General features: G+C 75.3%; 16 protein-coding genes, 4 pseudogenes and 1 riboswitch. Of the genes and pseudogenes, 5 read left to right on the forward strand and 15 right to left on the reverse strand.

Going from position 1 to position 23,394, the window contains the following annotated elements; all coding sequences use genetic code 11:
* Positions 1-69 precede the first annotated feature (69 nt).
* Positions 70-675, reverse strand: a complete 606-nt coding sequence (locus JD77_RS21090) for an alpha-ketoglutarate-dependent dioxygenase AlkB (protein ID WP_145777704.1) — start codon at positions 673-675, stop codon at positions 70-72.
* A gap of 196 nt (positions 676-871) precedes the next feature.
* On the opposite strand from JD77_RS21090, the gene JD77_RS32270 reads away from it, so the two are divergent.
* Positions 872-1,381 (forward strand): hypothetical protein, encoded by a 510-nt coding sequence (locus JD77_RS32270; protein ID WP_170286502.1) that lies wholly within the window; start codon positions 872-874, stop codon positions 1,379-1,381.
* Complete coding sequence (locus tag JD77_RS21095) at positions 1,378-2,838, forward strand: hypothetical protein (protein WP_170286503.1); 1,461 nt, start codon at positions 1,378-1,380, stop codon at positions 2,836-2,838. The genes JD77_RS32270 and JD77_RS21095 overlap by 4 nt, the downstream gene beginning before the upstream one ends.
* A 64-nt stretch (positions 2,839-2,902) precedes the next feature.
* Here JD77_RS21095 and JD77_RS21100 read toward each other — a convergent pair.
* The 10 genes and pseudogenes from JD77_RS21100 to JD77_RS21145 all read right to left on the reverse strand — a co-directional run bounded on the left by JD77_RS21100 (position 2,903) and on the right by JD77_RS21145 (position 13,775).
* Positions 2,903-3,957: pseudogene (locus JD77_RS21100) on the reverse strand (PseG/SpsG family protein).
* Positions 3,954-4,685: a cytidylyltransferase domain-containing protein gene (locus JD77_RS21105; protein WP_145775847.1), complete on the reverse strand. Its 732-nt coding sequence runs from the start codon at positions 4,683-4,685 to the stop codon at positions 3,954-3,956. The pseudogene JD77_RS21100 and the gene JD77_RS21105 overlap by 4 nt, the downstream one beginning before the upstream one ends.
* Entirely contained in the window at positions 4,682-6,550 is a 1,869-nt protein-coding gene (locus tag JD77_RS21110; protein WP_145775848.1) for a class I SAM-dependent methyltransferase, read from the reverse strand. Before JD77_RS21110 ends, JD77_RS21105 begins: the two co-directional genes overlap by 4 nt.
* Positions 6,540-7,382: a hypothetical protein gene (locus JD77_RS21115; protein ID WP_145775849.1), complete on the reverse strand. Its 843-nt coding sequence runs from the start codon at positions 7,380-7,382 to the stop codon at positions 6,540-6,542. Before JD77_RS21115 ends, JD77_RS21110 begins: the two co-directional genes overlap by 11 nt.
* A gap of 10 nt (positions 7,383-7,392) precedes the next feature.
* A pseudogene (locus tag JD77_RS21120) lies at positions 7,393-8,549 on the reverse strand (DegT/DnrJ/EryC1/StrS family aminotransferase).
* The gene (gene pseB, locus JD77_RS21125; RefSeq protein ID WP_145775850.1) at positions 8,546-9,529 is read right to left on the reverse strand and encodes a UDP-N-acetylglucosamine 4,6-dehydratase (inverting); all 984 of its coding nucleotides are present in this window, start codon (positions 9,527-9,529) and stop codon (positions 8,546-8,548) included. Before pseB ends, JD77_RS21120 begins: the two are co-directional and overlap by 4 nt.
* Positions 9,530-9,662: 133 nt before the next feature.
* A complete protein-coding gene (pseI, locus tag JD77_RS21130) occupies positions 9,663-10,715 on the reverse strand; it encodes a pseudaminic acid synthase (protein WP_145777705.1) in 1,053 nt (350 codons plus the stop codon).
* Positions 10,712-11,236, reverse strand: a complete 525-nt coding sequence (locus JD77_RS21135) for a GNAT family N-acetyltransferase (protein WP_145777706.1) — start codon at positions 11,234-11,236, stop codon at positions 10,712-10,714. The genes pseI and JD77_RS21135 overlap by 4 nt, the downstream gene beginning before the upstream one ends.
* A gap of 100 nt (positions 11,237-11,336) precedes the next feature.
* Positions 11,337-12,359: pseudogene (locus JD77_RS21140) on the reverse strand (glycosyltransferase family 2 protein); the annotation flags it as partial.
* 90 nt (positions 12,360-12,449) lie between these two features.
* Complete coding sequence (locus JD77_RS21145) at positions 12,450-13,775, reverse strand: polysaccharide pyruvyl transferase family protein (protein ID WP_145775851.1); 1,326 nt, start codon at positions 13,773-13,775, stop codon at positions 12,450-12,452.
* 109 nt (positions 13,776-13,884) lie between these two features.
* Here JD77_RS21145 and JD77_RS21150 point away from each other — a divergent pair, with 109 nt between their 5' ends.
* The 3 genes from JD77_RS21150 (at position 13,885) to JD77_RS21165 (ending at position 18,061) form a co-directional block, all read left to right on the forward strand.
* Entirely contained in the window at positions 13,885-15,360 is a 1,476-nt protein-coding gene (locus JD77_RS21150) for an acyltransferase family protein (RefSeq protein WP_246140816.1), read from the forward strand.
* A 579-nt stretch (positions 15,361-15,939) separates the two neighbouring features.
* Positions 15,940-16,701, forward strand: coding sequence for a hypothetical protein (locus tag JD77_RS21160; protein WP_145775852.1), 762 nt, complete (start codon positions 15,940-15,942; stop codon positions 16,699-16,701).
* A 319-nt stretch (positions 16,702-17,020) separates the two neighbouring features.
* A riboswitch (cyclic di-AMP (ydaO/yuaA leader) is annotated at positions 17,021-17,163 on the forward strand.
* A 43-nt stretch (positions 17,164-17,206) separates the two neighbouring features.
* Entirely contained in the window at positions 17,207-18,061 is an 855-nt protein-coding gene (locus JD77_RS21165) for a C39 family peptidase (RefSeq protein ID WP_211372620.1), read from the forward strand.
* Between the two features lie 175 nt (positions 18,062-18,236).
* On the opposite strand, the pseudogene JD77_RS21170 reads toward JD77_RS21165, so the two are convergent.
* From JD77_RS21170 to JD77_RS21185, 4 genes and pseudogenes are all read right to left on the reverse strand, one after another.
* Positions 18,237-19,925: pseudogene (locus JD77_RS21170) on the reverse strand (CDP-glycerol glycerophosphotransferase family protein); the annotation flags it as partial.
* 39 nt (positions 19,926-19,964) lie between these two features.
* Entirely contained in the window at positions 19,965-21,461 is a 1,497-nt protein-coding gene (locus tag JD77_RS21175; protein ID WP_145775854.1) for a bifunctional cytidylyltransferase/SDR family oxidoreductase, read from the reverse strand.
* A 142-nt stretch (positions 21,462-21,603) separates the two neighbouring features.
* Positions 21,604-22,422, reverse strand: a complete 819-nt coding sequence (locus tag JD77_RS21180) for an ABC transporter ATP-binding protein (protein ID WP_211372621.1) — start codon at positions 22,420-22,422, stop codon at positions 21,604-21,606.
* A complete protein-coding gene (locus JD77_RS21185; RefSeq protein ID WP_145775855.1) occupies positions 22,415-23,311 on the reverse strand; it encodes an ABC transporter permease in 897 nt (298 codons plus the stop codon). Before JD77_RS21185 ends, JD77_RS21180 begins: the two co-directional genes overlap by 8 nt.
* Between the last annotated feature and the right edge of the window lie 83 nt (positions 23,312-23,394).

Raw genomic sequence — 23,394 nt, forward strand, 5'->3', positions numbered from 1 at the left:
CGGCCGCACCGCCGCGTCGGACGCTCGCTCGCGCCGCCCCCGCGAGCCGACCGCCGCCCGCCCCCGGGCTCAGGCGACGCCGGCGGGACGGAACTGGACACTGACCCGCGGGCCCACCGCGCGGGTCGTCTTCGGGATCGCGTGCTCCCAGGTGCGCTGGCAGGAGCCGCCCAGCACGACGAGATCGCCGTGGCCGAGCGGGAAGCGCAGGCTCGGCCCGCCGCCGCGCGGGCGCAGCAGCAGCGGCCGGGGCGAACCGAACGAGACGATGGCCACCATGGTGTCGGTGTGCGCGGAGCGACCGAGAGTGTCCCCGTGCCAGGCGACGCTGTCGCGGCCGTCCCGGTACAGGCACATCCCGGCGGTCACGAACGGCTCGCCCAGCTCGGGCGCGTAGTGCGCGGTCAGCGCCGCCCGGGCCCGCGTGAGCACCGGGTGGGGCAGCGGCCGGTGGGCGGCGTACCAGCACAGCAGCCGGGGCACGTCGACCTCGGTGTCGTACATGGTGCGGCGCTCGGCCCGCCAGGGCACCTCGGCGAGCAGCGCCTCCAGCACCCGGTCGGAGCCGAGCACCCAGCCGGGGAGGTGGTCGACCCAGGCGCCCCGGCTCAGCGGGTGCCGGCGCAGGCCGGCGAGGGCGCCGAGGGACGGCTCGTCGACGGCGAGGTCGAGCATCGACGGCTGGTAGGCGGCACCGGACACGCGCCCACCCTACCGTCCGTTCGTACAGGCGTGCGACTCCTGGGGATCCGTCACCTGCCGGTCACCTGCGGCACAACTGCGCGTCGCCGCCCGTAGCCGGGACGGCCCTAGCGTGGTTCCGCTCCGTCCGGCACCGGGCGGATTCCCCGGTGCCGCGAGGAGACCGTCCGTGCAGAGCCCGCCCGCCGCCGCCCCGGTGGCCGCCCCGCCGGAGCGGGTCACGCCGCCCGCCGCGCCGCCCGCGGCTGGTCGGCTGGCTCGCCGCCCGCGGCTGGTCGGCTGGCTCGCCGCCGCGTGGCTGGGGCCCCTGCTCGCGTACGCCCTGGGGGTCGCCGCGGTGCTGCCGGTGGTGGTGCTCGGGCTGACCGCCGCCCTGCTGCGCGGCGGCCGGACGCTGCTGGACCGGCTGGTGCTGGCCGGGGCGCTGCTGCTCGGCGCGACCTGTGCCGCCGGGCTGCTCTTCTCCGCCTGGCCGTGGGGGCTGCACCCGGTACCGGTGTCCGGCACGGCGCTGACCGTCCTGCTCGGCGTCGCGGCGGCCACCGGCCGCCGGCCCCGGCTGCCCCGCCCGGCCCCGCCGACCTGCTCCCGGTCGCCGCCGCGCTGCTGGCCACCGGGGCGCTGGCCTGGCCGTACCTGCGCGCGGGCGACCTCGCGGGACGGCTCGCGTACGCGATGACCGGCGAGGACAACAGCCGGCACCTGGCCACGGTGGAGGGCATCCGCGCGGCCGGCGGGTACCTGTTCGCCGACCCGTCGGCGGCGGCCCGGATCGCGCCGGAGGGGATGGTCTGGTACCCGCAGGGCTTCCACCTCACCGCGGCGCTGCTGGACGGCTTCCTGCGCTCCTCGACCGCGCCCGCCGGCCCGGCCGGCACGCTCGACCACTACCTCGGCTGGTCGCTGGGCGCGTGGGGGCTGCTCGTGCTCGCCGTCACCTGGGCGGCGAACCGGCTCGCCGGCCGGCGCCTCGACCTGCCCCGCGCGGTCGCCCTGACCGGCGCGGTCACCGCCGCCTGCCTCGGCTCCGAACTCGCCCGCTTCGTCGTGTACGGCTACCCCGGCGAGAGCCTCGGGCTCGCCGCGACGGTGCTGCTGGTGGCGCTGACCTGCCGGCCGGTGGCGCGTACCGGCACCCAGTTGGCGGTGGTCGGTGCGCTCTGCGTCGCGGTCGGCTTCGCGTACCTGATGTTCCTGCCGGTGGTCGCGGTCCTCGCGCTGGCCTGGCTGGTGCGCGACCGGCGTCGGTTGCGCCGCCGCCCGGTGGCGCTGGCGGTGGTCGCCCTGCTGACCGCCGCCCTGACCCCGCTGCCGGCGGTCGCCGGCCTGCTGCGCACCGACCAGGTGGACAACGTGGCCACCGGCGGCGGCGTGTTCCCCCGCTACGACGCCTTCCTGGCGCTGGCGGGCCTGGTCGCCGCGGGCCTGCTCGCGGGCGGGCTGCGGCTGCCGGTCTGGCGGCGCTACGCGGGCGCGCTCGCCGCGGCGCTCGCCTTCGCCGGCGGCTTCCTGCTCTACTTCCGCGCGCTCGGCACCGACCCGCGCTACTACTACGGCAAGACCCTGCACCTGCTGCTGGTCGTGCTGCTCGTCGGCGCGGGCGCGGCGACCCTGCTGCTGCCCGCCCCGCGGCGCGCCACGGGGGAGCGGCGCGGGGGCGGGCCGGGCCGGGCGCTCGTCGCGGCGGCGGTGGTGCTGGCCTGCGCCGGGCTGGCCGGGCTGCCGCGCGGCACCGGGATCTTCGCCCAGCCGTTCGGCGAGCGCACCACGACCTGGGCGGCGGCCTGGTGGTCGGGCGCGCTGGCCCGCCCCGGCGCGGCCGACCTGACGGTCCGCGTGTTGACCCGGGCGCCGGCCGACGCGGACGCGGTGACCGTGGTGGTCAGCGGCCGCCGCCGCGAGGGCTACCTCGCCACCCTGTTCGTCGCCACCCTCCAGGACACACACGGGGCGTCCGGGCCGGCCGTGTACCAGCTTCCGCTGGCCGAGCCGGCCCGCTCCGCCGCCGTGGTGGAGAAGGTGCCCGGCCGGATCCGGTTCGTCGCCGCGGACGCGGCCGCCGCCGGGACCGTCGAGGCGCTGCTCGCCGCCCGCCCCGACCTCGCCGGACGGGTCACCCTCCAGCGCCTCGAATAGCCCCGGGTCGGCCGGGGGCCCGCGCACGTCGGCGGGGGCCGGCCGACCCGACCGGGGCAGCCGCTCAGCCGCGGGCCGGCGCGCCGACCAGGGCGAGCACCTCGTCGGCCACCCGGGCCCGGCCCCGACCGTCCACCGTCGACCAGGCCCGGGCGGCCAGGGCGGCCCGCCGCCGCGGGGACTCCAGCAGCGCGCGCAGCGTCCGCGCGGCCTCGGCCCGGGCCGCCCGGCCGGCCAGGCCGGCGGCGGCCAGCGCGGGCAGCTCGCCCAGGCCGGCCGCGACGCCCTCGGCCACCACCCGGTGGTACGACTCCCGCTGGTTGTCCACCACGCAGACCAGCGCCGCCGCCGCGCCCAGGCAGCACAGCTCCCAGGTGGACGTGCCCGCCGCGCTGACCACCAGGTCGGCGGCGGCGATCAGGGCGGGCAACTCGTCGGTGGGCGGGACGGGCCGCACGGCCTGCCCCCGGCCCGGGACCAGCGCCGCCAGCCCCGCCGCGACGTCGGGCCGGCCGACGACGACCGTGAGGTCCATCGGGTGCCCGGTGGCGAGCAGCACCCGGGCCAGCACCGGCGCCGCCCCGAACGCGTCCGTGCCGCCGAAGAAGGCGAGCACCCGGGCCGGGCGACCGCCGCCGCCGGGCGCGGCGCCGCCGGCCGCGCGGCCAGCACGGAGTCGCGCAGCAGGGGGTACGCCGTCCCGGCGAGCAGCCGCCCGGGCAGCGGCCCGTGCGCGGCGCCGAGGTTCTGGTCCAGGTAGACGTCGGCGTCCTGCCCCCGGGTGTCGCCGTCGACGACCGCGAGGGTCACCACCCCCGCCGCCCGCAGCGCCCCCGCCCCGGCAGGGTCCAGCTCGTACGAGTCGAGCACCATCATGTCCAGCCCGTGCCGATGGGCCGCGGCGACCAGCTCCTCGGGGCGCTCGGGCCCCGGGTGCAGCGGCACGCCCCGGTCGGCGAGCTGGCGGACCGCCCAGGCGACCCCCTCGACCGTGCCGAAGAACTCGACCCGGGCGCCCCGGGCGAGGAACTCCTCGGCCAGGGCGAGGCAGCGGACCAGATGGCCGACGCCGCGGGTCGGCCCGGCGTCGCAGCGCACCCCGACGCGTACCGTGCTCAGGACTCCTCCAGCCGCTTCTGCCGCACCGAGGCGTTCAGGGCGCGCAGCGCCGGCTGACCGTCCAGCCAGTCGGCGAGCGTGGCCAGCGGCACGCTGACGTCGCCGAAGTGGTCGGTCGCCGCCCGGACCAGCGCCCAGTCCTCCTCGGTGTCGAGGGTGAGCCGCAGGGCGGAACGGTCCGGCGTGAGCGTCACCCCGAGCACCCGGAACAGCTCCGGGTGGGTGTACGCGTACGACGTCACGTGCACCCGGTGGTGGTCGGTGGCGATCCGCTGCAGCGTACGCAGCGTGTCGGCCCGGATGATCTCCGCGTCCAGCCCGCGGGGCAGCGTACGCGCGATCGAGGTGCTGACGTAGTCGAGCCCCGGCACCGCCCGGTACACGTCGGCGACCAGCCGGACGATCTCCGGGTCCAGCAGCGGGCAGTCGGCGGTGAACCGCATGACCGCGTCGGCGGGGTGCCGGTCCAGCGCGCCGACGAACCGGTCGAGCACGTCGTCGACCGGTCCCCGGTGGCAGGCCACGGCGAGCCGGGCGCACTCCGCGACCACGGCGTCGTCCGCCGGGTCGGTGCTGGTGGCGACCACCAGGTCGGCGAGCACCCCGCCCTCGGCGGCGGCGCGGACCACCCGCCCGAGCACCGAGCGGCCGGCCAGCGGCCGCAGCACCTTGCCGGGCAGCCGGGACGAGCCCATCCGCGCCTGCACGACCCCGACGATCCTGGTCACTGCCGCTCCTCGCCGGCCCTGACAGGCTGATCCCCGGCCGCGCGGCGCTGCTCCAGCGCCGTCCTCGCCCGCCGCTTCGCCGCCCGGGCGCCCCGCTTCGCCAGCCGAGCCGGGGCGATGGCGAGCCGGCCGACCCGGTAGCTGAGCGAGCCGCTGAGCAGGTTGATCGTGGCCTCGGCCCGGCGCAGCGCCCGCTCCCGCGAGGTCAGCAGGTCCTCGGTCCAGCGCAGCAGGGCCGCCAGCCGGGTCAGCTCGTCCTTCTGCCGCAGCCACGCCTCGCGCAGCTGCTGGTGGCTGTCCAGCCCGGGCGGCGGCGCGGTCGGCTCGACCGCCCGCAGTTCCTCGGCGAGGGCGTGCCGCGCCGTACCGTCGAGCCCGCGCAGCGCCGCCGTGACGGCGACCTCCGCGTCGACGGCCGCCGCCACGGCCACCCGGTCCAGCTCCCGGCCGGCCGCCCCGCCGAGCACCACCGTCAGCCCGGCCACGTCCAGCGTGGACGGCCAGGGGTGGGCGTACCCGCCGGTGGTCAGGGCGGCGGCGAACCGCCACAGACCCCGGGCCAGCGCCACGTCGACCGGCCACCCGTCGGCGGCCCGCCAGCTCGGGTCGAGCACCGCGAAGACCGGCGCCGGGCCGGCGGCGTCGGCCACCACGACGTTGTCGGGCGAGGCCAGGGCCATCGCGCCGCCGAGCCGGCCGGCGTGGTCGGCGTGCCCGGCGAGCCAGTCCGCGTACCCGCGCAGCAGCCGGCGCAGGGCGTCGAGGTCCCGGCGCAGGCAGGTGTCGAGCAGCACCGTACGCAGCAGCCGTCCCTCGGGCACCGGCCCGGTCAGCGCGGACGGGTCGCGCCAGGCCGCCTCGCGGGTGGCGAACGGCGCGTCCGGCGTCGCCGTCACCGGCCCGCCGACCCGCCACCGCCAGCCCACGGCCGACGCCACCACCTCGACCACGCCGATCCCGGGCGGCCCGGTCTGCACGAGCGCCACCGGCAGCCCCGTCGCGGTCCCCGCGGGCAGCCCCTCCGGGGCGTCGTTCCCGCGCCGCGCCAGCACCAGCCACCCGGGCGCGAGCGCGGCGCCGAGGCCGGCGTGCAGCGCGTCGACCGCCAGCCGCGCCGGGTCCCGGAGCACCGGCCGGCCGGCGAAGCCGCCGGCGCACGCGCCGTGCAGCACCGCGTCGAACAGCCCCGACGTGCCGCGGCCGGCGAGCGCGGCGGCGTCCACCAGCGCCGTCGGCGCGGCCGCGCCGGGGTACGCGGCGAAGCATCCGGCCGTGGCCAGCCCTGCCCCGGCCAGCCGGTCCCGGAGCTGGTCGAGGTTGGCCGGCCGCCCCGCGTCCAGCGCCCCGCCGAGCACCCAGTCGGCGTCGTCGCGCCCGGCGTACCAGGGGGTGGCGGCGACCAGCCGGTCCAGCCCGGCGGGATTGTCCAGCCGCAGCAGCAGGGCCCCGCCCGGGGCGAGCGCGCCGGCCAGCCGCTCCAGCAGGCCGTCCCAGCCGACCCGGGTCCCCTCCACCGACTCGATCGCGTCCAGCCCGCAGGCGGCGATCACCACGTCGAAAGCCTCGCCGGCGGGCAGCCCACCGGGGCCGCCGACCACGACGGAGACCCCGCCGCCGGCCCGGTCGGCCAGGGCCACCCCGTCCGGCCAGCTGCGCAGCAGGCAGGTCACCCGCGCGTGGGCCAGCCGCTCGACCAGGGCCGGATCGTGCGGGCCGGCCAGCAGCACCCGCGCGCCCGCCGGCACCACCCGCTCGGCGAGCGCCGCGAGTGGCCCGCCGCCGGGCAGCCGCTGCTCGGGCAGGTCCGACCAGGCCAGCATCTCCCCGCCGGGCAGGGCGATCCGGGGCGCGGTCTCAGTCGTCAACTCGTTCCTCCTGGAGGTTCGCCCAGCCCAGCAGCTCCCGCAGCTCGGCCGGCACGCAGCGGTGGTCGGTGCCCAGCTCGGCGCGGGCGACCTCGACGGCGGTGGGCAGGTGCACCGACTCGCCGTGCAGCTCCGGCCACTGCCGCCGGATCCGGGCGGTGCCCCCGAACGTCGGGTCCTCGTCGGCCAGCACCATCGGGTCGCCGTAGACGGCGGGCTCGCAGCCGGCCGCGATGCCGTAGAAGATGGCGCTGGTCAACCGGTTGGAGGCCACCCGCCGGTGCCGGCGCAGCTCGGTGAGCTGCCTGTCGAGGAACAGCGGGTCGGTGTCCCTCCACCAGTGGCCCCGGTAGCCGTGGCAGATCACCCGGAATCCGGCCCGCTCGTAGCGCCGGCGCACCCGGCGCATCCCGTACTCGTGCCAGTACAGGCAGACGGTGACGGGGCCGGGCTCGGTGTCGCGGATCCGGGCGATCAGCGCGCGGTGGTCGCCGCGCACGTGCTGGCCCTCCCAGCCGTGGAACGGGTACCAGATGGTGCCCTCCCGCTCCTCGGCGGGCGGGTCGTCGGGGCGCAGCGCCAGCAGGTACGCGAACGGCGCGCCGATCACCACCACGTTGCGCCGCCCCACCGACCAGGCCCGCCGCCGGGTCTGCTCGGACCACAGCAGGCTCGGCGTCCCCGCCACGTACGGGTGGCCGGGGGCGAGGCCGTCGCCGATGTTCCAGCCGTGCTGGACGTACCCGTTGATCCGCGGTGGGTGCCCGTCGCCCAGCCCGCAGTAGCGGGCCAGCACGTGCGCGTGGCCGTAGAAGTGGTTCGCGTGGTGCATGCGTGGCCCCTCAGACGGCGGCGCGGGCCGGGGCGGCGTGCAGCGCGGCGGCCAGCGCGTCGACGACCCGCTCCTGGTCGGCGTCGGTGAGGTCGGGGAACAGCGGCAGGGAGAGCTGCTCGGCGTAGAACGCCTCGGCCACCGGGCAGGAGCCGCGCCGGTAGCCCAGGTCGGCGAAGGCGGGATGCCAGTGCGCGGGGATGTAGTTGACCTGCACCCCGATCCCGGCGGCCCGCATCGCGTCGTACACCGCGCGGCGGCGGCCCTCGTGGACCCGGATCGGGTACAGGTGCCAGGCCGGCCTCGCCCAGTCCCGCCGGCCCGGAATCGACATCCCGGGCAGGTCGGCCAGGGCCTCGTCGTACCGGGCGACCAGTTCGGCGCGGCGGGCGAGGAAGCCGCCCAGCCGGCGCAGCTGGCTGCGGCCCAGCGCGCAGAGCACGTCGGGCAGCCGGTAGTTGAGCCCGAACCCGTGCACCTCCTGGTGCCAGCCGCCCTCGTCCGGCCAGCGCTGCTCGGCGCGGTCGCGGACCAGGCCGTGGTTGCGGAACCGGCGGCCCGGCCCAGCAGCGCCGGGTCCGCGGCGGAGACCGCGCCGCCCTCGGCGGTGGTCAGGTTCTTGGTCGGGAAGAACGAGAACGTGGTCAGGTCGGCCAGCGAACCCACCGGCCGGCCGTGGTAGGTGGCGCCGATCGAGTGCGCCGCGTCGGCGAGCAGCAGCGTGTCCGTGCCGGCCAGGGCCGCGCGCAGGGCGTCGTAGTCGGCCGGGTGACCGGCGTAGTCGACCGCCGCCACCACCCGCGTCCGGTCGGTGAGCGCGGCGGACAGGGCCGCCGGGTCCAGCGTGAACGTCTCCGGCTCCACGTCGGCGAAGACCACCTTCGCGCCCAGCGCCACGGCCGTGCTGGCCGTCGCCACGAACGTCATCGGCGGCACCACCACCTCGTCGCCGGGGCCGACCCCGGCCGCCGCGTACCCGACGTGCAGCGCCGCGGTGCCGTTGGACACGGCCGCGCAGCCGGCCCCGCCGGTCCAGGCCGCGAGGTCGGTCTCGAACGCGTCGACCTGCGGGCCGGTGGTGAGCCAGTCGCTGCGCAGGGCCGCCACCACGGCGGCGACGTCGTCGTCGGTGACGGACTGCCGCCCGTACGGCAGCGGCGCCGTCACGCCGCGACCCCGAGCATGTCGCGCAGCCCCTCCACGCTGAGCCACTCGTCGTTGCTGTCCGACTGGTACGCGAACCCGTCCGGCACCGGCTCGCAGTCGGCGGGCGGCTGGTAGCCCCAGCCGGCGATCGTCGGCTGCACGATGAACCGGTCCGGCAGGCGCACGGTCCGGCGGCTGTCGTCCGGCGCGATCATCTCCTCGTGCAGCTTCTCGCCCGGCCGGATGCCGACCTCGTGGGTCGTCGCGTCCGGGGCGACCGCCGCCACCAGGTCCATGATCCGCATGCTCGGGATGCGCGGCACGAACAGCTCGCCGCCGCGCATCTGGTCGAACGAGTCGACGACGAACCGGACCGCCTGGTCGAGCGTGATCCAGAACCGGGTCATCCGCTTGTCGGTGACCGGCAGGCTGCGGCCCTCGGCGGCGAGCCGGCGGAACAACGGCACCACCGAGCCGCGGCTGCCGACGACGTTGCCGTAGCGCACCACCGCGAACCGGGTCGGGTGGTGGGCGGCGTAGTGGTTGGCCGAGACGAAGAGCTTGTCGCCGACGAGCTTCGTGGCGCCGTACAGGTTGATCGGGCTGGACGCCTTGTCGGTGGAGAGCGCGATGACCTTCCGCACGCCGGCGTCGATCGCCGCGTCGACCACGTTCTGGGAGCCGGTGATGTTGGTGGCGATGAACTCCGAGGGGTTGTACTCGGCGGTGTCCACCTGCTTGAGGGCGGCGGCGTGCACCACGTACTCGACCCCGTGCATCGCCCGGGTGAGCCGCTGCCGGTCCCGGACGTCGCCGACGAACCAGCGCAGCCGCGGGTCGTCGCCGAGCTGTTGGCGCAGCTCGTACTGCTTGAGCTCGTCCCGGGAGAACACCACCACGCGGGCCGGGTCGGCCTCGGCCAGGATGTGCCGCAGGAACGTGCGGCCGAAGGAGCCGGTTCCGCCGGTGATCAGAATGGACGACCCGTTCAACTCGCTCAACTGGTGCTCCGATGGTCGTGGTTCTCGGCCTGCCGGCCGGCGGACGGTTCGTGACGCTAGGCGGGGCGGGTTAACGGGCCCACGCCACCCGGTGAACGCGTACGACGCTCGCGGTGAACTGGGCCGAACCCCGTCAGATCAGGTCCCAGCCCAGCGGGGTGCCCCGGGGCACGTCACGGCGGAACGTGCGGCCGAGCACCCGGTCGAGGTCGGCCGGCGGCAGCCCGCCCGCCGGCCGGATCGAGCGGACGTTCTCGGCCGTCACCGGGTCGCCGGCCCGCACGTCGGCCACCACGTACAGGGAGCGGCGGAAGCGCAGTCCCTCCCGCTCGGTCGGGGTGGGGCCGACGGCCGTGGTGCCCAGCGCCGCCCAGGCCCGCTCGGACTCCACCCGCAACTCGGCCAGCTCGGCCGGCTCCAGCGAGAAGTCCGAGTCCACGCCGCCGTCGGCCCGGCGCAGCGTGACGTGCTTCTCGATCAGGCAGGCCCCGAGCGCGACCGCGGCGACCGGCACCCCGATGCCGGGGGTGTGGTCGGAGAGCCCGACCGGCACGCCGAACGCGTCGGCGAGCACCGGCAGCCGGCGCAGGTTGCTGTCCTGCGGCGGCGCCGGGTAGGAGGCCGTGCAGGCCAGCAGGACGATGCCGCCGGCGCCGCCGTCGCGCGCGGCCCGGACCGCCGCGTCGATCTCGCCGATCGTGGCCATCCCGGTGGAGACGACCAGCGGCCTGCCGGTGCTGGCCACCAGCCGGATCAGCGGCAGGTCCACCAGTTCCGACGAGGCGATCTTGTACGCCGGGACGTCCAACTCCTCCAGCAGCCGCACCGCCGTGGCGTCGAACGGCGAGGAGAAGACCGTGAGACCGTGGCGCCGGGCCCGCTCGAAGATCGGCTCGTGCCACTCGTACGGGGTGTGCGCCCGCTCGAAGAGCTGGTAGAGCCGCTCGCCGCCCCACAGTTCGTGCCCGCCGGAGATCCGGAAATCCGGCGCGTCCACGTCGATGGTGATCGTGTCCGGCGTGAACGTCTGAAGCTTGAGCGCGTGCGCCCCGCTCGCCGCGACCGCGTCCACGATCGCCAGGGCCCGGTCCAGGTCGCCGTTGTGGTTGCCCGACATCTCGGCCACCACGAAGGGCCGCTGCCCGGCGCCGACCGCGTGCGGCCCGATCCTCACTGTCGCCGTCATGGTCTCCTGCTCAGTTCCGTCCACACCACCCGGTGCGGAGTGCCGTCGACGTCCCGCTCGTAGCGCCGGACGATCTCGAATCCGAAGCGCCGGTGCAGTGCCAGCACCGGTCGGTTGGTGGCCAGCGTCTCCCCGCCGAGGGTCCGCGCGCCGAGGCTGTCGAAGGCGTACGCGATGGCCGCCCGCTCCAGCGACAGCCACGCCGGCATGAGCCGCCCGCGCGCGTCCAGCCCCTCGACGTCGAGGTAGAAGCCCCAGGTCAGCGCCTTTTCCCGGCTGGCCACCCCGGAGAAGGTGACCACTCCGCAGGGCTCGCCCCGGTGCTCGTGCACCAGCAGCCGCCGGTCCGGGTCGGCGCGTACCACCGCCCACCAGGCGGCGTGCTCGGCCGGGCTGATCTCGTGCCGGGTGAGGCTGACCTCGCGGACCCGCGGGTGGTTGCGCCAGCGCAGGATCGTCGCCAGGTCGGCGTCCCCGGCCGGGCGGAGGCGGTCGGCGGCCCGGGTCGCGGTCGCGCTCATCCCCGGCCCACCAGGGCGGTGGGCTGCTCGGCGGCGGCGGGCTCGCCGGCGGGCCCACCGTCGGGGCCGCCCCGGCGGGCGCGGGCTCGGCGGCGCGGGCGGGACGCAGCCGGCCGGCCAGCCGGTGGGCGCGCCGCAGCATGCTGTACGCGAGGTAGCTGTCCCGGGCGACCAGCCGGTGCTTCAGCCCGGCCACCCCGTCGGGGCGGGGATATCCGCCCGTCGGCAGGTACCGGCGGTAGTGTGCGGCCACCCGGCGGAAGAAGGCGCGCCGCAGCCGCGGGTGCACGCGGCCCTCGTTGCCCACCACGACGAGGTAGTGGTTGACCATCAGGGCGAACAGGTCGGTGCGGATCCACTCCTGCGTGACGTTCCGGGCCACCCACTCGTGCAGCCGCTCGTACTGGGTGAAGGCCTCGAAGTGCCGGCGGCTGCGGGTGGAGGTGATCGCGCCGAGGCGGCCCTGCCGGTAGCGGTAGCAGACCTCGTCCAGCACCGCGATGCGCTCGGCGGCGATCAGCAGCGGGTGGCTGAACGGGATGTCCTCGTACCAGCCGGGGTGGAAGCGCAGGCCCAGCTCGTCGAGGAACGCCCGCCGGATTACCTTGTTCCACGCCGTGTGCTGCACCCGGAGCAGCTCGGGCCGGTCGGCCAGCCGGACGCACCCGGCGACCCCGCGCAGCAGGTGGCTGCTCGCGTCGACCTCCAGCCGGCCGTTCTCGTGCACCCGCAGGTGGTCCAGGAGCAGCACGTCCGGCTCGTCGCGGCGCAGCCGGTCCAGCACGGCCGGCACGCTGCCCGGGGGCAGCCAGTCGTCGCTGTCGACGAACCAGACGTACCGCCCGGTCGCCAGCTCCAGCCCGGCGTTGCGGGCGAGGCCGAGCCCGACGTTGCGGGTCAGCTCGACCACCCGGACCCGGGGCCGCCCGGCCGCGTACGACCGCAGCATCTCCCCGCACCGGTCCGGGGAGGCGTCGTCGACCGCGACCAGCTCGACGTCGTCGGCCTCGGCGGCGGGCAGGCCACCCAGGACGGACTCCAGGCACTGGTACAGGTACGCCTCGACGCCGTGCACGGGCACGACGATGCTCAGCAGTGGGCTTCGCGTCGGCTCATTGACCACGCCCGACACCTTCGACCGCCCGGGTGGACGGCCTCGGAACCTGGCGTATCCGCCGGGCGTGGGGTGACTGAACAGCCGCCGGACGGAGAGTTAACGGTTGAGGATCCGGCGCACCGGACCGCCGACCGCCGCCCGCACCCGGACCCGCAGCCGCCGCCCGTCCAGCTCGGTGACGGTCTCCTTCAGTTCGTCGTTCCGGTCGCGCAGCCACTGGATGCGGGCGATCAGCTCCGCCGGGTCGGTGGCGGTCTGCGCCCGTACGGCCGGGGGATACGTCGTCGCGGCGACCTGCCGGTCGAAGCGGGTGGCGCTGTCGCCGTCGGCGAAGGAGTTGCCGAGGTCGTGCCTGGCCAGGAACTCCATCATCGTCTCGAACCGGGCCTTGTGCCCGTTGTTCAGCGCGGTGTAGTCGGCCTCGTCGTGCAACTCGATGGCGTCGACGTCGGCCGGCACCTCCTTCATGATCCGGTGCGGGATGTCGAAGTACCGGGCCAGCTCGAGGGTGCGCGAGTCGTGCGCGAACAGGTAGCCCGGGGTGCCGGCGATCAGCGCCGTGATGGTGCCGTGGATGCGGGTGCCGAAGTTGAAGTCGAACCCGGACAGGTAGTCCATCCAGGTCCACGGGTCGACGAACATCCGCACCTTGTCCTCGACGAACAGCGGGTGCGAGGTGTGGATCGGGATGGCCGCGCTCTTGCCCCGGTCCTCCGGCGCGTCGCCGAAGAGCAGCGTGCCGAGGGTCTTCAGGTCCTGCGGGATGTACCGCAGGTTCGGGTAGCGCCGGTGGTGCGAGGCGATCACCTTCGCCATCGACTTGACGTACGGGGAGATCGTCAGCGCCACCCGGTCCTCGACCGTGAGCGTGGCCTTCTTCTTCTCCACGCGCAGGTTGTCGCCGTGTAGGAACATCGACGGGCAGCCGATCACCTCGACCGCGGAGAAGCCCAGCGCACGCAGGTAGCTCTCGGTGATCTCGCCGCGCACGCCGATGGTGTGCGACCGGTCGAGCACCGCCTTGACGAATCTCTTCACCCCGTCGTCGATCGGGCGCAGGTACTCCCGGTCGCCCTTGACGTCGGTCTGCACGCCGACGCCCAGCACCACCACCGGGATCTTGAGCCGCTCGATGAGTCGGGTCATGTTGACGAGCCGGTGGGCGTAGCTGCGCCGGAACGCGTTCGCCAGCGGCACCACGAACACGTCGTACCGCTCGTTGATCTCGTCCGCGTCGTGCGGGTTGGCCCGGAACTCCGACGAGGTGATCTCCGCCGTCGCCGTCCGCAGGATCTTGTGCGCCGCGTGGCTGAACACGAGGTTGCCCGCGTTCTCGCCGATCCAGTTGCGCTCGAACGTCTCCTCCGGAGAATAGACGTCGAACGGCCCCTTCTTGGCCCGCAGCAGGATCCGCTTGTGCATCGGGGGCTTCCCTCTCGTCGTGTCCGCGCCGTCGCCGCCGGAACCGGAATAGTAGGCCATCGAAGGCGTCCGGTCGGGTAGGCAACGGCCGCCCGGTAGGGTGCCCGGCATGACCAGCGCCCCCGCCGTCCGCGCCGACGCGCCGGCCCGCCCGGCGAACCGGCTACCCTCGTTGACCGGGCTGCGCTGGGTCGCGGCCCTGCTGGTCTTCGGCTACCACGTCGGCACGATGCGGGTCGTCGCCGAGCCCGAGCACCAGGCCGTCGTCGACTGGGCGTTCACCCTCGGCCTGTCCGGGGTGGAGTTCTTCTTCATCCTCAGCGGCTTCGTGCTGGTCTGGTCGGCCCGGGACGGGGAGCGCCGACGGGACTTCTGGCGCCGCCGGCTCGCCAAGGTCTACCCCAACCACCTGCTGATGTGGGCGGTGGTGCTGTTGACCGGGGTCTGGCTGTTCGCCGAGCCGGTGAACGTCCGCGCCGCCGTGGAGAACCTGCTGCTCGTCCAGGCCTGGGACCCGACCCCGGGGTACTTCTACAGCGTCAACTCGGTGAGCTGGTCGCTCTCCTGCGAGCTGTTCTTCTACCTCTGCCTGCCGTTCGCGTTGCCGCTGGTGCGGCGGGCGCGCACCGGGGCGCTGTGGGCGGTGGTCGTCGCGGTGCCCCTGCTGATCCTGGCGCTCTGGCCCGGCCAGCGCCTGGTGCCGCAGGAGAGCACCTGGTGGTTCACCCAGATCTTCCCGGTCGTGCGCTCGCTGGAGTTCTGGATGGGCGTCGCCGCGGCCGAGCTGCTGCGCCGGGGCCGCTGGCGGGGCCCCGGGCTCACGGCGGCCAGCCTGATCTTCGCGGCCACCTGGGTCGTCGCCGCCCAGTGGGTCCGCGCCGAGCTCTGGGCGGCGCTGCTCGCCGCGGCGTACCTGCTGGTCATCACGGCCGCGGCCGACGCGGACGTGCGCGGCGCGCGGACGCCCTGGCGCACCCGCCCGATGGTCTGGCTCGGCGAGGTCTCCTTCGCCTTCTACCTGGTGCACGTCTTCGTCATGATCACCGTCCTGCGGCTCGCCGGCCGGCTCGGCGCGGGCCTGCCCGGCTGGTGGGGGCCGCTGGCCGCGGTCGGGTTCCTGCTGGTGAACCTGGGGCTGGCCGCGCTGCTGCACCGCTTCGTCGAGGTGCCCCTGACCCGCCGGCTCGGCCGGCCCCGGCGGCCCCGGCCCCCGAGCGCCGGGCCCGCGGGCCCGCCGTCGCGCCGCCGCCGGTCCCGCGCCCGCGCGAGCGCCCCCGCGAGTACGTCGCCCTCCCGGAGCGCTGACCGCCCCCGTCCCGCCGAGCGTCCACGCGTGCCGGCCCACCGACCGTCGGTGCTGTGGAGCTGCCCCGTCTGTGCGCCCGGAGACGGTTCGGCGCCCGGACGGTGCCCCCGGGGGCTGCGCCGGCCCGCCGCTGCGCCCGGGCGCTGCCCCGCTTGTGCGGGCAGCTCCATATGCGGCCGAGGTGGCCCGTCCGGGGTTGGACTGACAACCGTCGAGCCGCGACGGGCGGGACACGCCGACGCGCCCGGCGTCCGTGCGCCGCACGGTCGGCGACGGTAGCGTGGACGGGTGCTGCCCGACTCGCCGAGCTGTCCTCTGTGGTGGGTCGCGCGCTGGGCCGCCCGGATGCTGGCCAGCCTCGCGGTCGCCGTCGCCTTCTCGCTCGGGGCCGGATCGCTGCCGTTCGACGCGGTGGCCCCGTCGCCGCCCCCGTCGCCGCCCCCGCGTCCGCCGCGGCCTGGTCCCCGGCCGCCGGCCTCCCCGTCGCCGCCGTCAGCGTCGCGGAGCGCGTCGCCGCCGTCGGTCACCCCAGCGTCGGCGACCGGCCCGCCGGCCCGGCGACGGCGAGCACCGACCCCGGTGTCGCACTGCCGGCCGAGGCGCTCCCGCCGCCGAGCCGCGCCGGGCATGCCGTGACCCGGGCGACCGCGCCCGGCCGGGTGCCGCGCGGGCTCGCCCCCGCCGCGTCCGGTCCCCGCGCGCCCCCGCGCGCCTGACGCCCCGCGGGCGGAGCCCGCGCCCACCACGCTCCAGCAGCACCCGTTTCCCGCGCCGGCCCGGCCTTCGGCCGGGTCGCCGGGCCACCCGGTCCGGCGGCGCGGAACCCGCTACCGCATCCATCCCCCGTGAGGTGCCGCGATGGACATCGTCCTCTACCAGTTCCTGATCGAGGTGCCGCAGGCCGCCGCCATCTGGTTGGTTCTGCTCGCGTTGGCGCTGACCGTGCTCACCGTCCTGGTCGCCCGCCCGCATCGGGACCGGCCGGCGGAGGACCTCGTCCCGTCCGCCGCCGACCTCGCCGCCGCCGAGGAGCGCGCCGACCTGCGCCGGTACGCCGAGGAGGTGGCGGTGGCCGCCGCCGGGGCCGCCCGGACCGCCCGCCGCCGCCGTGACGCGTGGCTCGCCGCCCAGGAGGCCGTCGAGCGGGCCTGGCAGGCGTACGACGCGGCGGAGACCGTCGCCCGCCGGTTCGCGGGCGCGGGCGCCCTGCCCACGCCGCGCACCCCCCGCACCCCCGCCGAGTACGCGGCCCGCGAGCGCTGGCTGCACCATGCCGCCACGGCCGCCCACGTGCGGGGCGAGCTGTCGATCGGGCAACTCTGCGACGTCTTCGCCGGACGCGGTTGCTGGGATCCTCGACGGCACCCGGTCGAGCAGGAGGTCCTGCTGGCCCGTGCCGTACGGGACGGCAGGCGGGCCGGTTACCTGGCGGCGGCAGACCGGGAGCGGGCCGCCTGGCGCGACGCCGAGCTGGCCGCCGAGGCCGCCCGGGTGCTGGCGGCGGAGGCGTCCACCGCGGCCGAGCGGGCGCGTCCCGCCCCGGAGTTCGCCGCCCCTGCGGCGGCTGCGGCCCGGCGACCCGCCCGGGCGGCGTGGTGGCGGCCGGCCCGCGTCGGCTGACCCGCCCCCCCCTGCCCGCTCCCTGGGCCGAGCGGCCGATTCGCCGCGTGAGCCCGGTCACGTCGCCCCGGAAACGGGCGCCGGGCACCATTCGGTGCGCCCGCCGACCGCAATTCCCCGACGATCGGTACCGGTTGTCCGATTATCGACCGTCGGCGTCGGAATGGCTGCCTATCCCATTGAGTCACGTCAGTTCCCAGATGTGCCGCAAAAAAGTCGGCCGGCAAATGTTTAAGCAGGTGGGGTGGGGTTGGCAGGCCAGCGACCGGCCAGTAGTGTCGGCCCGTCCGGCGCGGTAACCGATCGCAAGAGGCGACGCCGCGCCGACCCGCTCAATCGTGATCATCACGAACCGGGGACCCAGTGCACGTGTGGGGTGAATCCACGGGCCGCGGCCCGTGGTAGGGCGATCTTCCCGCCCGAATCCGTCAGCTAACCCGGTCGGCGGTGTCGGAAGGAGTTCCATCCTCGTGCAGCACCATCACACCTCCTGGTTGTCCGTCCCGTGGAGGAACGCGTGAACGACAACCTGAAGCGGCAGCTGCGCCGTCTCGCCACCGAGCGGCCGTACCAGTTCGTCGCCGGCTCGGCCGCGGCGCTCGTGCTGGCCTCCGGCACCGGGGCCCTGCTCGCCAACGGCGACGACGCCGCCGCCCCCCGGCAGACCACGACGGCCGTCGCCGAGATCGCCCCCCGCCTCGACGACACGGCGACCCGGAGCCAGGCACGGGCCGCGGCCGAGGTGGCGCCCAGCGCCTCGCCGAGCGCCACCTCGGCCGCGCCGAACCCGGACCTGACTGCCGCGGCGGCCCCCAAGCCGACCGCGTCGAAGCCGGCCGCCCCGAAGCCGCCGTCGTCCAAGGTCCTCGACTACGACTACCAGGCGCAGACGACCTACTACAACTGCGGTCCCGCCGCCGTGCGCAACGCGCTCTCGGCCACCGGCATCGACAGCGACCAGGGCACGTTGGGCGCCAAGCTCGGCACCACCGAGATGGGCACCAACTCGGCCGAGGACACCACCCGGGTGCTCAACCAGATGGTCAAGGGCAACCCGTACAAGACCCGGATGATCCCGGGCAACGCCGCCACCCCGGCGCAGATGGACCAGCTCCAGTCCGACGTGGTCAACGCGATCTCGGCCGGGCGGGGCGTCGTGGTGAACATCGCCGGCGACGCCACCGACGTCGACGGGGGCTGGCACTCGTTCCCCGGCGGCCACTACATCGCCGTCGTCGGGTACGAGGACCAGGGCCGCACGGTGAAGATCGCCGACTCGGCCAACCCGGCCGTGCCGTCGTACTGGATCAGCACGATCGCCCTGGCGAACTGGGCCGCCACCCGCGGCTACTCGGCCTGACACCCTCCTCCCCACACCGGGCGCCGGCTCCCCCGAGCCGGCGCCCGGTGTCGTCTCCCGGTCCGGGCCCTCGCCCCCGACGACCCGGCGGTGGACGCCGGGCTGCGCCGCGAGGACGGCCGGTGGCGGCTGAGGGCGCCGGGTCAGGCCGTCGGGGACAGGGGGAGCCCTCGTGGGCGACGGACTCGGCGGCACGCGGCGCGGGCGCCGCGTTCCGCTCGCCCGGCTCCAGCTCCCGCCGGGCCGCCGCGAGGAACGCCTCGGCGTACGCCTCGGCCGGGAAGTCGCCCAGGTACCGGGCCCGCGTCGTCCACCGGGCCGCCGCCGCCGGGTCGGTGTCCAGCAGCCGCCCGAGCACCTCGTCGAGGTTGCCCGCGTCCCGGTGCAGCACGTAGCCCGCCCCGGCCAGCGGGAACCGCTCGACGAACCGGTCGCCGTCGCCGCCCATGTCCGTCACCGCGTACGGCTTGGCGGAGTAGAGGTAGTCGGAGATCACCCCGGACACGTCCGAGACGAGCGCGTCGGAGCGGTTGACGCAGTCGACCAGGGACAACCCCCGGCTGGCCGCCGCGCCCCAGACGTGCTGGCGGCCGGTCCGCGCGTGGTCGGCGGCGAGCAGCTCCTCCAGCCGGGCGAGCTGCCGGGCCGACGCCGGGTTCTGCGAGGTGTACGGGTGGGCGCGCAGGATCACCGTGGCGCCCCGGGCCAGCAGCCCCCGGACGATCGTCTCGCCGACCGGCAGCGAGCAGTAGTTCGCGTCGGCGTGGTGCCCGGTCCACGTCGGGGTGTACAGCACGATCGGGTTCGGCAGGCCGGTGGCGGGCGTCGGGCGTACCTCGATCGACTCGACCTGGGGGCGGCCGACCACGACGAACTTCTCGGCCGGGATCTCCACGCCGGCGCGGGCGTACCGGTCGACGGCGGCCGGGCCGGCCACGAAGATCCGGTCGAAGACCGCCGAGACCGGGTTGGCGCTCGGCGCCTTGTCGCTGTCGCCGTGGTGGATCTGGATGTGGGTGAGCTGGGAGAACCGGATGCAGTGGCTGTTCTTCGCCCCGTGGTTGACGTAGAACGCCACCTTCAGGCTCGGCACCAGCGCCTCGTCCATCGACTTGAGGGTCGGGCAGTAGACCACGGGGGCCGTGGTGGCCGCCGCGATCGGGGCGAGGAACTCCGGCTCCCGGACCATCACCAGGAACGGCCGACCGATCCGCTCCAGGTACGGCAGCCACATGGTGACCTGGTACTCCGAGCCGGGCGGGGCGGAGAAGTGCAGCAGGAACTCCGGCTGGTGGCGGCGCAGCGCCCGGGTCACCGCCCCGCCACCCGCCGGCGGGCGGAACCGCCGGAGGGCCAGGTTCAGGGCGACCGCCCCGGCGGCGCCGCCGACGAGCAGGGCCGCCACCAGCGGGACCACGGCGGGCAGCGTGAGCGCGGCGGCCAGGGCGGTGCCGGCGAGCAGCCCCAGCAGGACGTCGCCCAGGCGGGCGGCGACCAGCGGGGTCCACGACCGCACCGGCAGGTTGGCCGCCCGGGTCTCCAGGTTGCCGGCCTGCCGCAGCGGGCCGACGAGCAGCACGAGCCCCAGCAGGACGAGCGCGGTGACGGCCAGGGCCGGGTCGAACCCGGCGTCGAGCCGGCGGGCGTATCCGACCAGGATGCCGGCGGCGAGCAGCACGGCCTCGGCGGTGCTGTCGGCCGCCGCCCGGACCCGGCGCTCCCAGCCGGCGGCGGCGAGGGCGGCCACCGCGAGCGCCAGCCCCCAGCCGGTCGCGCCGGTGAGCGCGAGGACGAGGAACGCCAGCACCGCCAGGCCGGTGGCCGCCGCCCGGGCGGTGAGCTTCCTGACCAGGTCACCACGCATGTCGCTACCCGCTTCTCCCGCCAGAGACCCGCCAGCGGCTCAGCCGGCCGCCGCCGGGGTCGCCGGCTTGCCGGCCTGGCCGGGGATGCCCGCCGCGGGCGCCTCGCCCGGCGCCCGGCGTACGTCGATGACCTGGCCGGTGAGCTCCGAGATCAGCACGTCCAGCGACGACTGGGCGACCGTCTCGGCGGCGAGCAGGGTGTGCTCCGGCTCCTCGCCGAACGCCTTGGTGCGCATCGGGGTGGCGGTGCGCTCCGGGTTGATGCAGTTGACCCGTACGCCGTAGTCGGCCCACTCGTCGGCGAGGGCCTGGGTCAGGTTGACCAGGGCGGCCTTGGTCGCCGAGTAGAGCGCGTAGCGGGCCCGGCCCCGGGTGTACGAGCTGGAGGTGTACAGCAGCAGCTGACCCTTGGTCTGCTGCAGGTAGGGCAGGGACTGCCGGGCGATGGTGACCGGGCCCACGAAGTTGACGTTCAGGACCCGGTCCATCGTCTCCTGGTCCATCTCGGTCAGCTCGCCCTTCTCCAGGATGCCGGCGGTGACGACCACGTGGTCGATCCGGCCGGTGGCCTCGAAGGCGGATTTCAGCGCGGCCTCGACGTCCTCGGCGCGCTCGACGTGGGTGCCGGTGGTGGAGCGGCTGAACGGGAAGACCTGCGCGCCGTAGCCGCGGGCCAGCTCGGTCAGCTCGTGGCCGATGCCGTAGCTGCCGCCGAAGACGACGACGGTCCGGCCGGTCAGCTCCTCGGTGTAGGCGCGCTGGTCGGTGAGCCGGGGCGCCTGCGCGGCGGCGAGCTGGAACAGCTTGTCGGCCAGGTGCACGTCGACCGGGTGGGTGACCTTGATGTTCTCGTCCGAGCCGTCGATCACCTTGATCGGGGTGCCGGGCAGGTAGCGCAGCACCACGCCGCAGTCGTCGGTGGCGGCGAAGTCCGGGTCGCCCGCCGCGATCCGGTACGCCTCCCGGATCGTGCCCGAGCGGAACGCCTGCGGGGTCTGGCCGCGGCGCAGGGTGGAGCGCACCGGGATGTCGGTGATGCAGTCGTTCTCGTCGACCTGGATGATCGTGTCGGCCGACGGGATGGCCACGTCGACGGCCGAGTACGTCCAGAGCGCGTTGACGCACTCGCGCACGATGCGGGCGCTCACCAGTGGCCGCACGGCGTCGTGGAAGAGGATGTTGACGTCGCCCTCGCCGACGGCGTCCAGGGCGATCCGGGTGGTGGCGTTACGGGTGTCGCCGCCCTCGATGACCTTGCTGACCTTGCGGAAGCCGGCCTTGTCGACGATCTGCTGGGCCTCGTCGACGTGCCCGGCGGCCATCAGCACGATGATCTCGTCGATCTCGGGCGCCGCCTCGAAGACCGCCAGGGTGTGCTCGATGATCGGCTTGCCGGCGATCTTCAGCAGCTGCTTCGGGATGCCGAGGCCCAGCCGGGTCCCCGTGCCGCCGGCCAGCACCACCGCCACTGTGCGCGCGGGCCGCCACGGGGTCTCCGGTGCGGCGTCCGGGCCAGTGGTGTGGTCCTGCGTCATTGCCGATCCTCACTTCCAGGGATGCTCAACGGTGGGTTACGGCCGCTCGACGGCCCGGTGAACGATAACGCGTGTACCGCGCCGCCCCCAGGGACGACGCGGTGGCTCGACATCCGCACGAAACCGTACGGTTGACGCGACCCTACTTCTTGTTGGTGAAATCTTCGTAGGCGCGCAGCACCTCGTCGGTCGGGCCGTCCATCCGCAGCACGCCCGATTCCAGCCAGATCGTCCGTTCGCAGGTGTCCCGGACGGACGAGAGCTGGTGGCTGACCAGGAACACCGTCCCGGCGCTCTCCCGCAACTCGCGCACCCGCTGCTCGCTGCGCTTGCGGAAGCCCTTGTCGCCGGTCGCGAGCGCCTCGTCGATCAGCAGCACGTCGTGCTTCTTCGCCGCCGCGATCGAGAACCGCAGCCGGGCGGACATGCCGGAGGAGTACGTCCGCATCGGCAGCGAGGCGAAGTCCCCGCGCTCGTTGATGCCGGAGAACTCGATGACCTCGGGCGTGATCCGGGCGACGTCGTCGGGGTGCATGCCCATGGCCAGGCAACCCAGTGTGACGTTCCGCTCACCGGAGAGGTCGTTGAGCAGGGCGGCGTTGACGCCGAGCAGCGACGGCTGGCCCTGCGTGTAGACCGCGCCCCGGTTCACCGGCAGCAGGCCGGCGATGGCCCGCAGCAGGGTCGACTTGCCGGAGCCGTTGGTGCCGATCAGCCCGATCGCCTCGCCCCGGTACGCGGTGAAGCTGACGCCCTTGACCGCGTGCACCTCGCGGACGTTCGGCGCGGACGTGCGGGACACGATCCGCCTCAGGGCGGCCACCGGGCTGGTGCCGCCCGTGGCGCCCTTGTGCACCCGGTAGATCACGTGCGCGTCGTCGACCACCACGGTCGGGACGCGCTCGGTGATCCTCGGCAGGGTCACCGTGACGTCGTTGGACGCCTCGATGTGCTCAACCACGGCCGTACTCCTGTTCGCCCCGCCAGAAGTAGATGAAACCCCCGACGCCCATCACGACCGCCCAGCCCACCGCGTACGACCACGCCTGAAGCATCGACGAGCTGAGCAGCGGCGCGCCCTCCAGCAGCGCGTGCCGGGCCAGCTCGATGTAGACCAGCATCGGGTTCGCCTCGACCAGGCGGGTGGCCCAGCCCGGCAGCCTCTCCTCGAACAGGGCGACGCTGTAGAGCACGCCGGAGCCGTACATCCAGGTGCGCATGACGAACGGCATGACCTGCTTGAGGTCGGCGATCTTCGCGCCCATCCGGGCGACCGCCATGGTCAGCCCCGCGTTGAACACGGCCTGGAGCAGTACCGCCGGGACCAGCAGCAGCCACTCGACGGTGAGCGGCTCGCCGGTCACCAGCACGATGCCGACGAGCACCAGCAGCGAGGCCAGCAGCTGCTGGAACTGGGTGAGCATGACGGCCAGCGGCAGGCAGGCCCGGGGGAAGTGCAGCGCCCGGATCAGCCCGAGGTTGCCCGTGATCGACTGGGTGCCGTTCTGCACCGTGGTCTGGGTGAAGTTGAAGATGAACAGCCCGGTGGTGAGGTACGCGATGAAGTTCGGGATGCTCTTCTGGTCCAGTACCAGGCCGAAGATCAGGTAGTAGACCGCGGCGTTGGTCAGCGGGGTGAGCACCTGCCACAGCTGCCCGAGCCGGGCGTTGCTGAACGAGGCGACCAGCTTGGCGTTGGAGTACGCGGCGATGAAGTGCCGGTACGCCCACAGTCGGCGGGCGTACTCCGCCAGGGGCGGCCGCTCGCCGGCGACCCGCAGCCCGTACCGGGCGGCCAGCTGCGCCTGGGGCAGGCCGGCGTCGGGGTCGGCCAGCGCGGTGTTGGCCATGGGATGGGCGCTCCGATCTTGTGGGGCAACGGGATGCGCGTGAACGATATCGAGCGTGGCCGGTGCCTGGAGCGCCGCCTCGT

It is taken from the genome of Micromonospora olivasterospora (assembly GCF_007830265.1).
GTDB classification, from domain to species: domain Bacteria; phylum Actinomycetota; class Actinomycetes; order Mycobacteriales; family Micromonosporaceae; genus Micromonospora; species Micromonospora olivasterospora.

Bases quoted from the DNA above. Each gene is read 5' to 3' on its own strand.
- JD77_RS21185 (WP_145775855.1), bottom strand. From the start codon at position 23,311: ATGGCCAACACCGCGCTGGCCGACCCCGACGCCGGCCTGCCCCAGGCG.
- JD77_RS21115 (WP_145775849.1), bottom strand. From the start codon at position 7,382: ATGCACCACGCGAACCACTTCTACGGCCACGCGCACGTGCTGGCCCGC.
- JD77_RS21150 (WP_246140816.1), top strand. From the start codon at position 13,885: ATGACCAGCGCCCCCGCCGTCCGCGCCGACGCGCCGGCCCGCCCGGCG.
- JD77_RS21135 (WP_145777706.1), bottom strand. From the start codon at position 11,236: ATGAGCGCGACCGCGACCCGGGCCGCCGACCGCCTCCGCCCGGCCGGG.
- JD77_RS21175 (WP_145775854.1), bottom strand. From the start codon at position 21,461: ATGACGCAGGACCACACCACTGGCCCGGACGCCGCACCGGAGACCCCG.
- JD77_RS21095 (WP_170286503.1), top strand. From the start codon at position 1,378: ATGACCGGCGAGGACAACAGCCGGCACCTGGCCACGGTGGAGGGCATC.
- JD77_RS21090 (WP_145777704.1), bottom strand. From the start codon at position 675: ATGCTCGACCTCGCCGTCGACGAGCCGTCCCTCGGCGCCCTCGCCGGC.
- JD77_RS21145 (WP_145775851.1), bottom strand. From the start codon at position 13,775: ATGCACAAGCGGATCCTGCTGCGGGCCAAGAAGGGGCCGTTCGACGTC.
- JD77_RS21160 (WP_145775852.1), top strand. From the start codon at position 15,940: ATGGACATCGTCCTCTACCAGTTCCTGATCGAGGTGCCGCAGGCCGCC.
- pseI (WP_145777705.1), bottom strand. From the start codon at position 10,715: ATGACGGCGACAGTGAGGATCGGGCCGCACGCGGTCGGCGCCGGGCAG.